This window comes from Pelagimonas sp. (genome assembly GCF_058892305.1).
Window position 1 is genome coordinate 1 of record NZ_JBZXVN010000026.1, and the last position, 14690, is coordinate 14690.

Sequence of the window (14690 nt, forward strand, 5' to 3'; positions counted from 1 at the left end):
AGATTCCACCGCATATGCCATTCATGACCCCATTAGATCGCATCCGCAACTTCTCCATCGTCGCCCATATTGACCACGGGAAATCCACCCTGGCCGACCGGCTGATCCAATCCACCAACACGGTGGCCGAACGGGATATGCAAGAGCAGCTCCTTGACAGCATGGACATCGAGCGTGAACGCGGCATCACCATCAAGGCCAACACCGTTCGCATTGATTACACCGCGAATGACGGCAAGGATTACGTGTTGAACCTGATCGACACCCCCGGCCACGTGGATTTTGCCTATGAGGTCAGCCGCTCGATGCGTGCGGTCGAAGGCTCTTTGCTGGTTGTTGACGCCTCCCAAGGGGTTGAGGCGCAGACGCTGGCCAATGTTTACACCGCCATCGAGGCCGACCACGAAATCGTGCCGGTCCTGAACAAGGTCGACCTGCCCGCCGCCGAACCCGAACGTGTGGCCGAACAGATCGAAGACGTCATCGGCATCGACGCTTCTGACGCCTGCCTGATTTCCGCCAAAACCGGCATCGGCATCCCCGATGTGCTTGAGGCTATCGTCACCCGCCTGCCCTGCCCGCATTCCGGCGACCCGGATGCGCCGCTTCAGGCCATGCTGGTGGATAGCTGGTATGACCCCTATCTCGGCGTTGTTGTTCTGGTGCGCATCATGGACGGCACCCTGAAAAAAGGTGACCAGATCAAGATGTTGCAGACCGGTGCCAAATACGGTGTTGACCGGATCGGCGTATTTCGTCCGCAAATGGAAAACGTCGAGGCGCTTGGCCCCGGCGAGATGGGCTTTATCACCGCCTCGATCAAACAGGTCCGCGACACCCGCGTTGGCGACACCATCACCCACGAGAAGAAAGGCACCGACAAAGCCTTGCCGGGCTTTAAGCCGTCTCAGCCGGTGGTGTTCTGTGGCCTCTTCCCGGTCGATAGCTCCGAATTCGAAGACCTGCGTGACGCGATTGAAAAACTGGCGCTCAACGACGCCTCCTTCTCCTATGAAATGGAAACCTCTGCCGCGCTTGGCTTTGGCTTCCGGTGTGGTTTCCTTGGCCTCTTGCACCTCGAAGTGATCCGCGACCGGATTGAACGCGAATACAATATCGAGCTGATCACTACCGCGCCCTCGGTGATCTATCACATCTACCAAAAAGACGGCACCAAGCACGAGCTGCATAATCCGGCCGACATGCCCGACCCGTCGACCATCGACCACCTCGAAGAGCCGCGCATCAAGGCCACCATCCTTGTGCCCGACGAATACCTTGGTGACGTGCTCAAGCTCTGCCAAGACCGTCGCGGCATTCAGCTTGACCTGACCTATGCCGGTGCCCGCGCCATGGTTGTCTATGACCTGCCCCTGAACGAGGTGGTGTTCGACTTCTATGATCGCCTAAAATCAGTAACAAAGGGTTACGCCTCGTTTGATTATCAAATGGAAGGCTACCGCGAGGATAACCTCGTGAAAATGTCGATCCTTGTGAATGACGAACCGGTGGATGCGCTCTCGACCATGGTGCACCGTGACCGCGCCGATATGCGGGGCCGCGCCATGTGTGAAAAGCTCAAGGATTTGATCCCGCGCCACATGTTCAAAATCCCGATCCAAGCGGCCATTGGCGGCAAAGTCATCGCGCGCGAAACCCTATCGGCAATGCGCAAAGACGTGACCGCGAAATGCTATGGCGGCGATGCGACCCGGAAAAAGAAACTGCTGGAAAAGCAGAAGGCCGGTAAGAAAAAGATGCGCCAATTCGGCAAAGTTGATATTCCTCAGGAAGCGTTTATTTCCGCGCTTAAAATGGACGATTGATCGTCCGATTTTAGCGCGCGTGGGCGATAGCGAGTTTGCTTGTAAACTCTGCATGCCCACCCAGTGCGCCCTTTGCCTAAAGCCAAATACCAATCACCCAAGCCTCAGCGAAAGCTGGGGCTTTTCTTATACGCACGAACCCCAATCCCAAAAGGGCCGCGATCGCCCCTTGGGGGCGCGCGCTCGAACACTATCATTTGTCGCTACACAGCGTCACATACCTCACATAGCTTCAAACCGATCCCAATCACAGCATTCAAAAGATTGAAATCAATGCGTTCAAAATGGATTTTCATCTTCGGGGCTGTTTTGGTTTTCCCTTCTGTCCTCAGGGTCTTCCAGCCCCCATACACAGAAGAGAACCTTGTTTTCACACGGGACTTCATTCGTCCGCTAAGCGGAAACGGCTCCCTATCCTTTTCCGACGCGGTTCCGCCGAACACGCATTCTGTCTGCGTCTTTGGTGAATATGGCGTGTTCCCAAAAGATCATGAAAACGACCCCGGTTTTGGACAGGTACCAAACTCTGAAAAAGTCTGGGTCGGCGAATATGAAAACATCTTTCACGACTTTGACCATAGTGGCAGTTCTCTCGGGCAGGATAACATGCTGTCACAAACTGTAGGAGCGTCTCCTGGCTTGAACGGGCCTTGGGATGATGAGCCTGACTTAAAACGGTTCTATGGTTGCGCTCCGCCAGAGCATTTGCACTTCGTCTATCAAGAAGCCAAACCACGCAACTTGCAACGCCATTTGAAATTCCGCGTCATGAAACACAACGCACCGTAGGGTGGGGTTTCACCCCACCATCCCCCAAAACCTCTGATCAAAATGGACGGACGAATACGGCCAATCCTCGGGTCGCTCAACAAACCCATGTTTCACCGGGTTCATCCAACAATACTCCAAATGCGCCCGATAATCCGCCTCATCGCGAATGTGATGCTCCCAAAACCGCCTCTGCCAAATCCCGGTTTCGCCTTTTCGGATTTTAGAGGCAGACCGTAGGGTGGGGTTCCACCCCACCGGCCAACGTCTGTTGCTCTGTCCATCGGTGGGGTAAAACCCCACCCTACCGCTTCCAGAAACCGCACGCGAAAACCGAGACTTTATCGCTCCCCAACGCCGGCCGTAATCTCGATCTGCGACGGGCATCCGCCATATGCAATGAATGTGATCTGGCAACACCACCCACGCCTCGATGGCAAAGGGCCTTTGCTGTCTCGTCACCCGAACAGCGTCTCGCAAATAGGCAATTTCTCGGACCAGCAAGTCACTTTGCCGATCCGCCAAATTGACCGTAAAGAAAACCAAGGCTCCCGTAACCTTTGGGCGCAAATATTTGGACATGGCGAGAGATCACCAAATCTTGGTTAAAACCTCGTAAATCCCCTCACTCCCGCTCCACCTTAAACCGCTTCGCAAACTTCCACGGTTGCGTGGTGATCAACACCGGGTCGTCCGCCCACGGGTCGCGTCCGCGCGCCGCTTGGTCCAAAACCCGTTCCGTCCGATCCTCACCGCCCACCGATTGTCCCGCGTTCAACCGCGCCAGCTCTTCTGCCGCTTGCACCGATTTCGCGGCCCGCCAGCGCGAGTATTCCCGTTCCAGCTCATTGGCCTTTTGCGTCTCGACCTTGCCCAACAAAGCCTCCAGCATTTTGAGCTGATAAAACGGGATCACCGCCGCGACATGTTTGCCATGCCGGGTCAGCCACAAATGCCCGCCCTGTTCTTCGACCCATTTCAGCCGCTTTCCCGCCTCCTCACGAAACTGTGAGATGGCGATACGCTGATAATCATGCTCCATGGTGGCAGCCCCAGATGTTTATTCCCGATCTGTCCGAAACAGGGCTGGAATCGGACAGATTGCCAAATCCGGGGCCCCAGCCCCCTCGCTGGGCACCCGATGCAATCTCCCCCAAACAAACCCTGTTTCGGACAGATTGCACCTTAAGAAAAAGCAAACGCCCAGTGGTTAACCCACCGGGCGGTGTCTTTACCCAATCTTACCGGAAACTTACCAGATCAAATCTGGCAGGCCGTGCCGCAAGCTGGATCGTCCGACAACCCCGGATCATAGGGTTCATAGGGTTCCTCAATGTACTCATGCGGCTCCTCTACTGGCTTTTGCGGGTGCTCTTCATGACGGGGAACGGTCTGCAGCAGATGCGTTTCCCATCTGCGCAAATAGGATTCCAATTGCGGCAAAGTCGGCTTAGATTCTGAAATATATGACTTTGTTGCACGCATCGCCCTTTGCAGTTCGGCGTTTTCCACTTCGTCCCAACGGTTGGTGATTTCCCACCGAGGACCACCAAGCCAGACGGCGGCATACATCAACTTGGCGCGAAACTCCGGTGTCCCCCCCACGATGAGCCCATCGTAAAACATCCGATGTACGTCTTCCCAACGACCATCGTGCCAACGCGCACCCGCCTCATTGCCGATCCCGCAATAGGCATCATGTACCGCCGCTGCGTTCACGTATTCCGGCGACGTGGGCTTGCCGACAATGCTGGTGAAAATTTCTGGGATGGACGCGCCATCGGTTAGGGTTCCGCGCGGTGCGACCCAGTTACGCCCTTGAGAATCAAGGAAGTTCATTGTCGCCGCTGTTGGGAAGAATTTGTAAGGGCGGCGCTGAATAGTCACTGGCTTCGGCTCGACCCGAAGCGGATCTTGGTCAAAACTACATCCCCCTTCTGGGCGGGTGAAACAGGACACTTCAGGTAGGTCGGTGTTCTGCGCTTTTTGCAGCACCGCAATGGGGTCACATGCGCTCAATGCCAATGCGCAAGCCCCAAAGATTCCAAATCTCAACATCATGTGATCCCAAAAAGACTAAAATACGCGCAAGACTTAAAAGAAAACCGAAACACCAATCAAGAGTGCTTGTGTGATGATCCGCGCGACTCCCCCCAGAGGAGCCTGTCAATTTTATCAGATGACGGAGAAATGGGCAAACCTGCTCGGTTTCTGACCCAGATCAAAGATCACATATTAAAATTGAAATACGTGTCCTACAGCGTTATTCTTAAGGAGAAATCACAATGCTGCGCTTGGCCGGTATTCTGTATTCATTGATTTCAACCAGCTTGGCTGGCACGTTCATCATCGCGGTATTGGTCGCTGGTTATGGCACGCTAACGCCCATTCTAGCGGCGGCTCTGGTTGGATTTGTTCTGGCATTGCCAGCGACGTGGCTGGTGACCAAGGCAATCTACAACTGATCCAGCAACGCTTTGGCACATTGTTCGATAAGGTCCAATGCCCCGTCAAAATCACGCGTATAATAGGGGTCAGGCACATGGCTGGCCCCCGTTTGCGGCGCATAATCAGTGAATAGGCCAATCTGCGCCGTTGCACCGGGGGGCTGCACCTGCCGGAGATTGGCAAGGTTGTCCGCATCCATCGCAATAATCAAATCAAAAGCGGTGAAGTCCGCCTTGTTCACCTGCCGGGCGCGCAGCGATGACATATCCAACCCGCGCGCCAAAGCGGTCTGCTGCATGGCCCCGTAGGGTGCCTCACCGACGTGCCAGGCCCCGGTGCCAGCGCTGTCGATGTCAACGTCCACACCGCGTTTTTCCGCCATAGCCCGCGTCACCGCTTCGGCCGAGGGCGAGCGGCAGATGTTACCTAGACAGACAAAGAGAATACGTGTGGTCATACCCCCTGCCTACTCTGCACGGGCGTGTGACACAAGTCAGGCACCGATCACATCAACGCCTGCCCTTGGCAAATTTCGCGCGGCTTGCCGCCCTCAGACGGGCGGAACAAAAAAGGGGCGAAACCCTTTGCCGTCAAGGGTTTCGCCCAATGTCTTAGTTGTCTTTTTTCTTCATCATGCCGTGATCCCCATGGCCCATTCCGCCATGTTTGTCTTGGCGCTTCAGATCCACGGGAATATCGACAACAATGTCACCGGCCTTTTCAAAGGTCAGGGTCACCTTGACGGTCGCGCCCTCTTCCATGGGTCCGTTTAGCCCCATGAACATCACGTGGTCACCCCCGCGCATCAACATATGTTTGCCACCGGCAGGGATTTCAAAACCCTCTTCGACATGGACCATCTTCATGACGCCATCGCCCATGTCTTTGTGGGTGTGCAGTTCGACTTTCTTGGCAATGTCAGAGGCGGCGGAGACCAGACGGTCGCCCTCGTCGCCGGTGTTTTCGATCACCATAAAGGCCGCGCCAGCTTTGGCGGATTTACCGGCAGAGCGCGCATAAGAGTCCATAACCATGATGTCGGCAAAAGCAGCGGAGGACAGGAGGGCAAACGCAGTTGCGCCTGCGAGAATCGCATTGAGTTTCATTGGAAAAACTTCCTTGGTCTTGAGATCGTGAATGTCGGAATTCGGCTAGGTTCAGACCAGAACCGGAGGCCCGCGGGCGCTTGCCGCAGGGGCCGAGCGCCCATATGCTCTTGTTGTTTCAAGGACATATACCGAGGTGATCCAAAGACGTGCCAAGAGCGGAACGCGCGCGGCGCTCTCGCCTTCAAGGCTGATTGCTGTGGCGAAATCGGGGCAAATCACCGGCGGGCCGGTTGGGTTGCCGTCGGCGTCCACAGGCTGTGATACAACCCCAAGCCCATGACAAATCTCGATCTCGCCAACGGCCATAACCTGCCCCTGCGCGACAACCATGGTCTGGCTGGTCAACGCTAGGATCAGTGCCAGCGCAAGCGCGCTCAGAGATCGTAGGATCACATTCATCACCCGCCGGTATAGGCCCAATAGACGGCACGTAAAAGTGACAAATGGCGGCAGGTTTTCATCCCGCCGATCTTTGCCGATGCCCGCGCTTATTGGCGCGTGACACCGTTGCGTTTAGCAACAAAATCAACCAGATGCGGGATGTAATCCTGATCCCCGCCGCCGCCAGCGGAACAAGCCATGGCAAAGCTGTTCTTGGCGGCATTGCCGATCGGGTTGGCCATGCCAGCGGCATCCGCCATGCTTTCGAGATAGCGCAGATCCTTGAGTGCATTGGTCAGTGTGAACTTGTGCGACTCGCGGTTGCCCTCAAGCGCATACCCCATAAAGGTCTGGTAAAACCCGCAATCCATGCGGCTACCTCGGATAGCGTTATCGAAGACTTGCGTCGAAATTCCGACCTTTTCCCCCAAGGCCAGCGCCTCGGAATACAGCGCCGCGTAGCCCAAGGACAAGAAGTTGTTGAGCAGCTTCATCTTGTGGCCATCCCCCGGCCCGCCAACATGGACAACCGTTTCAGCCCAAGCATCGACCACCGGTTTGAGACGATTGAACACCACATCCGTCGCTCCAATCAGCGCCGTCAGCTTGCCTGCCTCGGCCTGAACCGGTGTTCCGCCCAGAGGCGCATCGACAAGATGAAACCCTTGCGTCCCAAGCGCTTCGCCAAGTTTCAGGGTTGATACAGGGTCCGAGGTTGAGCAATCCACGATGATCGCCCCGTCAGGCAAACCTTTGACCAAGTCCGACACCACAGCTTCGACCTGAGGCGATCCGGGCAGACACAAAAACACGATTTCGCTCGCCTTGGCGAGATCGACCACCGACCCGGCCTCGGATGCGCCAAGGGCAACAAGGTCATCGACCGGTTCACGATTGCGATGGCCCAAAATCGTCAAATCATAGCCTTTGGCCATGATGTTCTTGGCCATGCCGTGCCCCATCAGGCCAACGCCAATAAATCCTATTTTTTCAGTCATGGTCCCCTCCTCCACCAATACAGCCCACGCGCGAACACGCCCCAAGGCGGCATATTTTGGGAGATTAGCCCGCAAAACCACAACCATGTCCAATAGAAAAACCCCCGCCAAGAGGACTTGGCAGGGGTTTCACAAATCTAGTGCCGATCTGGCAGGGCCTCAAAGCAACAGCTTAGGCTGCGGCGGTCTGGGCCTTGGCGATCTCTTTTTTGACCTTCAGGGCGCGGTCGGACAGTTCAACGTCCTTGGCTTTGGCCAGGAACTTGTCCAAGCCACCACGGTGGTCAACAGACCGCAGAGCGTGCGCAGAGATGCGCAGCTTAACGCCACGGCCCAGTGTCTCGGACTGCAGAGTTACGTCATTCAAGTTGGGCAGAAAGCGACGCTTTGTTTTGTTGTTAGCGTGGCTTACGTTGTTGCCCGACATCGGGCCCTTACCGGTCAATTCGCAAACGCGCGACATGGGTTCATCCTCATCGTATCAGGGCAAGGATGCGGCCTTGCCAATGTCAAAGGGCGCCATTCGAAGCAAAAGTATCAAGGTCACCGGGCAAAGCCCAAAGTGATTCCCCAAAACACCCTGCCCGAGGTGGCACCCGGAATCTGGTCGGGGTGGCATAGACTCACGCCCGCCCCACGTCAAGGGCATGCGGGGCTATTCCAGATAAAGATGTTCTTTCAACAGGGCCTGCGCCGCAGCAGAGGGTGTTAACCGGCCATTTTCCACCTGTGACCCGAGGTCCGTCATGATCCCACGGATTGGTTCCTTGGCCAATCGCGCCAACAAACGTTCGCGCACCTCGGCTTCAAACCAATGGCGGGCTTGCGCGGCGCGTCGGGCGTTAAAATGACCGTTCTCTTGACGCCAGCTGTTGAGCTCGGTCATCGCCTCCCACGCCGTATCAAGGCCATTCTGCTCGACGGCGGAGACGGTCAACGCCTTGGGGAACTCCTGTGGGTCCTGCGGGCGCTTGCGCAACAAACGCAACGCCCCGGCATAGTCGGCACAGGTGCGCATGGCGGTGTGTTTGAGATCGCCATCCGCTTTATTGATCAACAGGATGTCGGCCATCTCCATGATGCCGCGCTTGACCCCTTGCAACTCATCACCACCGGCGGGGGCCAGCAGCAACAAGAAGAGATCCGACATTTCCGACACCATGGTTTCGGATTGCCCCACCCCCACGGTTTCGATCAGGATAACATCAAATCCGGCGGCTTCGCATAGATCAATCGCCTCACGGGTGCGCCGCGCCACACCGCCAAGCTGGGTTTGTGATGGTGAAGGGCGGATAAAGGCGTTCTTATCCCGGCTGAGCCGCTCCATCCGAGTCTTGTCGCCAAGGATCGAGCCACCAGAACGTGCCGAACTGGGATCCACCGCCAGAACAGCGACCCGAAGCCCCTGCCCCGTCAGCATCATGCCAAAGGCCTCGATAAAGGTCGACTTGCCGACCCCCGGTGTTCCCGACAGACCAATTCGCAACGCCGTGCGATTGTGACCGCGCAGGGCTTCCAGCAAAGCCAGCGCCTGTACGCGGTGATCGTCCCGGCCGCTCTCAACCAGTGTGATGGCCCGCGCCAGCGCCCGTCGGTTGCCCGCCAGCACCTGTTCGGCCATGGCTTTTGTATCCTGCATGTTGCGCCTCCCGTCTTCGCGCCGTGTTGTGCCCGCAACCCGCCCCCCTTGTCCAGTGACGCCCCGCCGCAGCCTGTCGTGTTCGTCGAAAATTTTAGGCTCTGGGAAACAGTTTGTGGATCAAAACAGACAATTGAAAACGTCGTATTGCCGCCACAATCGCGGCGCATCCCAAGTGGTGAACCTAGCTTTTTCATGTCTGCCAAGGAGGCCCGCATGCCCACCGTTCAAGAACAGCTGTCGACCATCGCAACCTGGATTCGTACCGATCCCGGCCTGGCCATCAATGTGCACCCCGAGCAAATCGAAGAGGCCGCCCGGGCCGCCGAAGCGATCAACGCCATCATCGCACAAGCCATCACCACACTTGAACTAAACGAAGACGGGCGTATCACAGCCGATGATGTCGAAGCGATCAGCGATTTCATTCGCGCCGACGCGGAACTTTTAGAAGAGTTTATCGTCGCCCATGGCGATGATGAGGGCGAAGAAGAAACCGGATTTCATCTGGTCCAGAACGACGGATCGGCCCTTCGGTTTCAGGGGCGCAACTTTATCGATAAGATTGCCGACTCCATCTACCATATCGGGTTCAATTATTCCGACGGGCGCTTTGTGAACGAAGATGGCAACGCCAACCAAACAACCGCCGAAGTTGCCGGGTGGCTGAACTACTTCATCAACGAAGAGAACATCGTATTCGGAACCGACGCGGCGGACCGCCTAAAAAGTGGCAATTATTCCTTTACCATTCCTGATGCCGCCAATGAATTATTCATTGCCGGCGACGGGAACGATTCAATCTGGGCCCGCGACGGTGATGATACCATCGACGCCGGAGACGGCAATGACCGCGCCATGGGTCACGATGGTGATGATGTCATGTCGGGTGGTGCCGGGAACGATTATATGTCGGGTGGCGATGGAGATGACACGCTCGAAGGTGGAACCGGAGATGATAAGCTCCGCGGCGGTGAGGGCGATGACGTCGCCTATGGCGGCGACGGAGAAGACCTGCTGCTTGGCAGTGAAGGCAACGACAGCTTGTTTGGCGGAGCGGATGCCGATCGTCTCTATGGCCAAGACGGGGATGACGAAATTGACGCCGGAGCCGGCAACGACAAGGCGACAGGTGGCGACGGTGACGACCTTGCAGAAGGCGGTGCCGGGGATGACAGCCTTTATGGCCAGTCCGGAGAGGACACTTTGATTGGTGGTGCCGGTGCGGACCGTATGTCCGGTGGGGACGATGCCGATGAAATCAGCGGGGGCGACGGTGAAGACTACCTATCCGGTGGTGACGGCAACGATGACCTAAACGGTGGCGACGACAGCGACCGCATGATTGGCGGCAACGGAAATGATGCCCTCGAAGGTGGCGGCGGGGCTGACTATCTCTCGGGCGGAAGCGGTCATGATACGCTGATTGGCGGCGATGGTGTCGATAGCCTGCGTGGGGGCGACGGCGATGACGTCGGTGATGCCGGGGCTGGTGACGAACGGCTTCTTGCCGGTGACGGCGACGATTCCTTTGACGGCGGCGCAGGGGCGGACACGATTTACGGCCAAGATGGCCACGATCTTCTCGAAGGCGGCACCGGGGATGACTACCTATCCGGGGGGGATGACAACGACACGCTACTCGGCGGCGACGGGGACGACCGGCTAAACGGTGGTCGAGGTGATGACAGTTTGAACGGCGGCGACGGAATGAATGATCTGTCTGGCTATGCTGGTGACGACACGATCGTATCGGGCGACGATGTTGACGTGGTGCGTGGTGGTGACGGGAATGACGTCATGTCCACCGGTGGCGGCAACGACAGTGCCTTTGGTCAAGACGGACACGACGAAATCGAAGGTGGTGCCGGAAATGACTACCTCGTGGGTCAAGATGGCAACGACAGCCTGTATGGCGGGTCCGGCATGGATGCCTTGCGCGGGAACGACGGTGACGATGAGATCCACGGCGGTGCTGACGACGATATGATCTGGGGAAGCCAGGGCGATGATAGCCTTTACGGTGATGACGGGGCCGACCGACTGAGCGCCAGCGATGGCAATGACCTTTTGCAAGGTGGCGCGGGCAATGACACGCTTTATGGCGGTGCCGGTCGTGATGTCTTTGAAGGGGGAGCGGGCGCTGATCGCATGGACGCCGCCGAAGACGAAGGTGTCCGAGACGTCTTTGTCTTTAATGAAGGCGACAGCGGCGCAACGTTTGCCGATATGGATATTATTTACAACTTCCGTTCCGGTGAAGATCAAATTGATTTGTCCGATTTCGATGATCTTCGTTTCGTTGGCGAGAGCGCCTTTAATGATGGCGGTGATGGCCAAGTACGCTTCCAGGGGGGATTGCTTGAGATCGACCAAGACGGCAACGGGGTCGCCGATATGATAGTAGAAGTTCGAGATGTCGTGACCCTCGAAAACGACGACTTCATCTTCTAAGCCCGTCACAATCGGGCATGGACCTAGATGCGCTCCTTAGCAATAAGGGGCGCATGACTGCATTTAGCTTGCCCATTGATGACGCCCTGCCCGAACTTGTCACCGCGCTGCGGGCCTCGGGCCGCGCTGTACTCCAAGCTCCGCCCGGAGCCGGGAAAACCACGCGCGTTCCAATTGCCTTGCTTGAGGCCGGACTGACGGATGGCAAGATCCTAATGCTCGAACCGCGCCGACTTGCCGCCCGTGCCGCCGCGACGCGGTTGGCAGAGCACTTCGGTGAAAAGCCCGGCCAAACCGTTGGCTACCGTATGCGAGGCGATAGCAAGGTCTCGCGTGCCACGCGCATCGAAGTGGTCACCGAAGGCATTCTTACCCGGATGATCCAATCCGACCCGGAGCTGACCGGGATTGGCGCGGTGCTGTTCGATGAATTTCACGAACGCTCGCTCAATGCCGATCTTGGCCTCGCGCTGTGCTTGGAAATCGCCGATGCGTTGCGCGATGATCTGATCCTTCTCGCCATGTCCGCCACGCTGGATGCCGGTCCTGTGGCCGAGCTAATGAGCGCACCTATCATCACATCCCAAGGGCGTAGCTTTCCGGTAACGGACCGCTGGCTGCCAGCCCCACTGCCCAAACGCACCCGGTTCGAAGACGCGATGGCCGACCTGATCCTAACCGCTCTGTCCGAAACCGAAGGCGGGGTCCTTGCCTTCCTTCCCGGTGAAGGGGAAATTCGCCGCGTCGAAGGGCAGCTGAAAAAACGCCTCCCCGAGGATGTGCACTTGCGACCGTTGTTTGGCGCGATGGAGATTGGTGCACAACGGGCCGCGATCCGACCAGAACGAGACGGGCGCAAACTGGTTCTTGCGACCTCTATCGCGGAAACCTCGCTGACGATCGAAGACATCCGTGTTGTTGTTGATGGTGGCAAGGCGCGTCGGGCGCGGTTTGATCCAGGTTCTGGCATGTCTCGTCTGGTAACCGAACGCGTGACCCGTGCCGAAGCCACCCAACGTGCAGGACGCGGCGGACGCGTCGCACCTGGCATCGCCTACAAGCTCTGGACCAAGGGTGAAGAAGGGGCGCTAAGCCCCTATCCCCCCGCAGAAATTGAGGCTGCTGATCTGTCTGGACTGGCTTTGGAACTGGCCCTCTGGGGCGCTACGCCTGATCAATTGCCATTTTTGACGCCGCCACCGGATGGCACCTACACAGAATCCTGTGCTTTGCTGCAAATGCTGGGCGCTTTGGATAAATCCAACCAAATTACAGAGCACGGCAAGGCGATTTCTCGTCTCCCCACCCATCCAAGACTTGCACATATGATAGCAAAACTGGGGTTAAAAGCCAATTTAATGGCCGCAATATTGTCCGAACGCGATCCAATCACATCTGCACCCACAGATCTCTCACTGCGACTAGAGGCATTGCAAAACATCCGAGAGTTTTCACAATTTCGACCATATGGCGTGAACCGTCCCACCCTTGAACGCATCAAGCAAGAAGCACGGCGTCTCAACGCGCTGGTAAAAAACACTGTAAAGAGCGATCCTCAACATTCTGTTAACCATGCCGAAATGGCCGCTTTGGCCTACCCAGATCGGGTTGGATTAAGACGCAAAGGCGATGCCGCTCGCTTTCAGCTTTCGGGCGGGAAAGGCGCGATCATGGATGATGCCGACCCCTTGGCTGCTCAACGTCTGATCGTAGTTACAGACACGGATGGCAATCCGCGTGAAGCGAAAATTCGACAGGCCATCGCAATCTCACAATCCGAAATTCGAAACCTGTTTAGCAATCAAATTCAATGGCATGAAAGCTGTTCTTGGAGTAAAAGGGAGCGTCGTGTAGTGGCGCGTAGGCGGGAAATGTTTGGCGCCATCGCCTTAGAGGACCGCATCTGGAAAGACGCCCCTGAGGATGCCGTCGCACGCGCGATGTTGGATGGGGTGCGCGATCTTGGCATCACTCTTTCCAGCGCCGGTCAGCGGTTTTGCGCGCGAGTCGCCCTTGGCCAGACTGGCGGTTTGGAGCTGCCTGATATGTCGATAGACGCGCTCACCAGCGAGATCGAAGACTGGCTTTTGCCCTTTCTTTCTGGTGTCAAAACGGCCGAGGCATGGAAGAAACTTGACCTGTTGCCGGCATTGCGATCCCGGCTGGATTGGGGGCAGATGCAGGCATTGGACCAAAGCATCCCTGCTAAATTCTCCACGCCACTAGGTCATGATATTCCGATTGATTATTCCGGAGAGAACCCCGAAATTCAGCTCCGCCTTCAGGAATTGTTTGGTCAAACATCTCACCCAATGGTGGGCAACACCCCCTTGCGTGTGACGCTTTTGTCTCCTGCTCGCAAGCCAGTTCAAACCACCATGGACCTGCCGGGATTTTGGTCCGGATCCTATGCCGATGTGCGAAAAGATATGCGCGCGCGCTATCCCAAGCACCCCTGGCCCGAGGATCCAACGCAGGCTGATCCGACGCTTCGTGCCAAACCACGCAAACGTTAGGATAGAATTTCAGCTGTGGTTTTGACCTGAGCAAAGTCCGCCGCGAGGGTGGCCAAGGTGACCTCAAGTGCAACCTCGGGCGCAATGTCACCACCTGTCCGGTCGGGCAACGGGAAAGCGATTAGAGCGTCCTCTGCCACGGTGACCGTGAACCCCAGGTTGGCGGCGATGCGCACAGTTGAGGCGACACAGAACGCCGCCACACCGCCCGCAACGATGAGATTGGTTATGCCAATATCGTTCAAATGCGCCTCAAGGCCAGTGCCGATAAAACCCGATGACCCGGGCTTCCAAAACACCGCCTCAGTGGCGTTTGGCATTGCGCAAGCCATCGGCTGCCCGCCGGGTTGGTCCTTGCGAAAAGCGGCTGCCGGGTCGCTTTGTTCATGGTGAAGGACATGAACGATGGGGGCGTTACGGCTGCGAAATGCCGACACAAGCGCGCTCACTTGAGTGGCAAAATCGGGATATACAACGGAGCGCCCGGCCATGATCCGGGTGTTCATCTCTTCTTGCAGATCAATCAAAAGCAGCGCGGTTTTCGTCATATC

Annotated in this window: 15 protein-coding genes; 5 read left to right on the plus strand and 10 right to left on the minus strand. The window is 56.9% G+C overall.

Annotated elements, in window-relative coordinates; genetic code table 11:
- Positions 1-23 precede the first annotated feature (23 nt).
- The gene (gene lepA, locus AC5EFR_RS11205; RefSeq protein WP_431375910.1) at positions 24-1826 is read left to right on the plus strand and encodes a translation elongation factor 4; all 1803 of its coding nucleotides are present in this window, start codon (positions 24-26) and stop codon (positions 1824-1826) included.
- Positions 1827-1898: 72 nt separating this feature from the next.
- Complete coding sequence (locus AC5EFR_RS11210) at positions 1899-2615, plus strand: hypothetical protein (RefSeq protein WP_493575901.1); 717 nt, start codon at positions 1899-1901, stop codon at positions 2613-2615.
- 9 nt (positions 2616-2624) lie between these two features.
- Here the strand turns inward: AC5EFR_RS11210 and AC5EFR_RS11215 are convergent, their stop codons facing one another.
- The 3 genes from AC5EFR_RS11215 to AC5EFR_RS11225 form a co-directional block, all read right to left on the minus strand.
- The gene (locus tag AC5EFR_RS11215; RefSeq protein WP_493575902.1) at positions 2625-3176 is read right to left on the minus strand and encodes an REP-associated tyrosine transposase; all 552 of its coding nucleotides are present in this window, start codon (positions 3174-3176) and stop codon (positions 2625-2627) included.
- A gap of 43 nt (positions 3177-3219) precedes the next feature.
- Positions 3220-3636 (minus strand): hypothetical protein, encoded by a 417-nt coding sequence (locus AC5EFR_RS11220; RefSeq protein ID WP_493575903.1) that lies wholly within the window; start codon positions 3634-3636, stop codon positions 3220-3222.
- 218 nt (positions 3637-3854) lie between these two features.
- Complete coding sequence (locus AC5EFR_RS11225; RefSeq protein WP_493575904.1) at positions 3855-4481, minus strand: DUF1353 domain-containing protein; 627 nt, start codon at positions 4479-4481, stop codon at positions 3855-3857.
- A 398-nt stretch (positions 4482-4879) separates the two neighbouring features.
- Here AC5EFR_RS11225 and AC5EFR_RS11230 point away from each other — a divergent pair, with 398 nt between their 5' ends.
- Complete coding sequence (locus AC5EFR_RS11230) at positions 4880-5059, plus strand: CTP synthetase (protein ID WP_493575905.1); 180 nt, start codon at positions 4880-4882, stop codon at positions 5057-5059.
- On the opposite strand, the gene AC5EFR_RS11235 is transcribed toward AC5EFR_RS11230, so the two are convergent.
- The 6 genes from AC5EFR_RS11235 to meaB all read right to left on the minus strand — a co-directional run bounded on the left by AC5EFR_RS11235 (position 5050) and on the right by meaB (position 9169).
- Complete coding sequence (locus tag AC5EFR_RS11235; RefSeq protein ID WP_493575906.1) at positions 5050-5499, minus strand: low molecular weight protein-tyrosine-phosphatase; 450 nt, start codon at positions 5497-5499, stop codon at positions 5050-5052. The two genes, AC5EFR_RS11230 and AC5EFR_RS11235, sit on opposite strands and share 10 nt — an antisense overlap.
- Before the next feature lie 154 nt (positions 5500-5653).
- Positions 5654-6148 (minus strand): copper chaperone PCu(A)C, encoded by a 495-nt coding sequence (locus tag AC5EFR_RS11240; protein ID WP_493575907.1) that lies wholly within the window; start codon positions 6146-6148, stop codon positions 5654-5656.
- A 51-nt stretch (positions 6149-6199) separates the two neighbouring features.
- Positions 6200-6550, minus strand: coding sequence for a hypothetical protein (locus tag AC5EFR_RS11245; RefSeq protein ID WP_493575908.1), 351 nt, complete (start codon positions 6548-6550; stop codon positions 6200-6202).
- 89 nt (positions 6551-6639) lie between these two features.
- Complete coding sequence (locus tag AC5EFR_RS11250) at positions 6640-7617, minus strand: NAD(P)-dependent oxidoreductase (protein WP_493575938.1); 978 nt, start codon at positions 7615-7617, stop codon at positions 6640-6642.
- Positions 7618-7702: 85 nt separating this feature from the next.
- Positions 7703-7993 carry a 50S ribosomal protein L28 gene (gene rpmB / locus AC5EFR_RS11255; protein WP_299927176.1) on the minus strand — a complete coding sequence of 97 codons (291 nt, stop codon included), beginning with the start codon at positions 7991-7993 and terminating at the stop codon, positions 7703-7705.
- Between the two features lie 192 nt (positions 7994-8185).
- Complete coding sequence (meaB, locus tag AC5EFR_RS11260) at positions 8186-9169, minus strand: methylmalonyl Co-A mutase-associated GTPase MeaB (RefSeq protein WP_493575909.1); 984 nt, start codon at positions 9167-9169, stop codon at positions 8186-8188.
- A gap of 216 nt (positions 9170-9385) precedes the next feature.
- Here meaB and AC5EFR_RS11265 point away from each other — a divergent pair, with 216 nt between their 5' ends.
- Together AC5EFR_RS11265 and hrpB are read left to right on the plus strand one after the other, a co-directional pair.
- Positions 9386-11623, plus strand: coding sequence for a calcium-binding protein (locus AC5EFR_RS11265; RefSeq protein WP_493575910.1), 2238 nt, complete (start codon positions 9386-9388; stop codon positions 11621-11623).
- A 53-nt stretch (positions 11624-11676) separates the two neighbouring features.
- Positions 11677-14139: an ATP-dependent helicase HrpB gene (gene hrpB / locus AC5EFR_RS11270; RefSeq protein ID WP_493575911.1), complete on the plus strand. Its 2463-nt coding sequence runs from the start codon at positions 11677-11679 to the stop codon at positions 14137-14139.
- Here hrpB and AC5EFR_RS11275 read toward each other — a convergent pair.
- Positions 14136-14687 (minus strand): isochorismatase family protein, encoded by a 552-nt coding sequence (locus AC5EFR_RS11275; protein WP_493575912.1) that lies wholly within the window; start codon positions 14685-14687, stop codon positions 14136-14138. The two genes, hrpB and AC5EFR_RS11275, sit on opposite strands and share 4 nt — an antisense overlap.
- Between the last annotated feature and the right edge of the window lie 3 nt (positions 14688-14690).

Excerpts from the sequence above, each read along its gene's own strand:
- AC5EFR_RS11235 (WP_493575906.1), bottom strand. The coding sequence starts at position 5,499 with ATGACCACACGTATTCTCTTTGTCTGTCTAGGTAACATCTGCCGCTCG.
- AC5EFR_RS11240 (WP_493575907.1), bottom strand. The coding sequence starts at position 6,148 with ATGAAACTCAATGCGATTCTCGCAGGCGCAACTGCGTTTGCCCTCCTG.
- AC5EFR_RS11215 (WP_493575902.1), bottom strand. The coding sequence starts at position 3,176 with ATGTCCAAATATTTGCGCCCAAAGGTTACGGGAGCCTTGGTTTTCTTT.
- rpmB (WP_299927176.1), bottom strand. The coding sequence starts at position 7,993 with ATGTCGCGCGTTTGCGAATTGACCGGTAAGGGCCCGATGTCGGGCAAC.
- lepA (WP_431375910.1), top strand. The coding sequence starts at position 24 with ATGACCCCATTAGATCGCATCCGCAACTTCTCCATCGTCGCCCATATT.
- AC5EFR_RS11265 (WP_493575910.1), top strand. The coding sequence starts at position 9,386 with ATGCCCACCGTTCAAGAACAGCTGTCGACCATCGCAACCTGGATTCGT.
- AC5EFR_RS11275 (WP_493575912.1), bottom strand. The coding sequence starts at position 14,687 with ATGACGAAAACCGCGCTGCTTTTGATTGATCTGCAAGAAGAGATGAAC.
- AC5EFR_RS11220 (WP_493575903.1), bottom strand. The coding sequence starts at position 3,636 with ATGGAGCATGATTATCAGCGTATCGCCATCTCACAGTTTCGTGAGGAG.
- AC5EFR_RS11230 (WP_493575905.1), top strand. The coding sequence starts at position 4,880 with ATGCTGCGCTTGGCCGGTATTCTGTATTCATTGATTTCAACCAGCTTG.
- AC5EFR_RS11245 (WP_493575908.1), bottom strand. The coding sequence starts at position 6,550 with ATGAATGTGATCCTACGATCTCTGAGCGCGCTTGCGCTGGCACTGATC.
- meaB (WP_493575909.1), bottom strand. The coding sequence starts at position 9,169 with ATGCAGGATACAAAAGCCATGGCCGAACAGGTGCTGGCGGGCAACCGA.
- hrpB (WP_493575911.1), top strand. The coding sequence starts at position 11,677 with ATGACTGCATTTAGCTTGCCCATTGATGACGCCCTGCCCGAACTTGTC.
- AC5EFR_RS11250 (WP_493575938.1), bottom strand. The coding sequence starts at position 7,617 with ATGGTTGTGGTTTTGCGGGCTAATCTCCCAAAATATGCCGCCTTGGGG.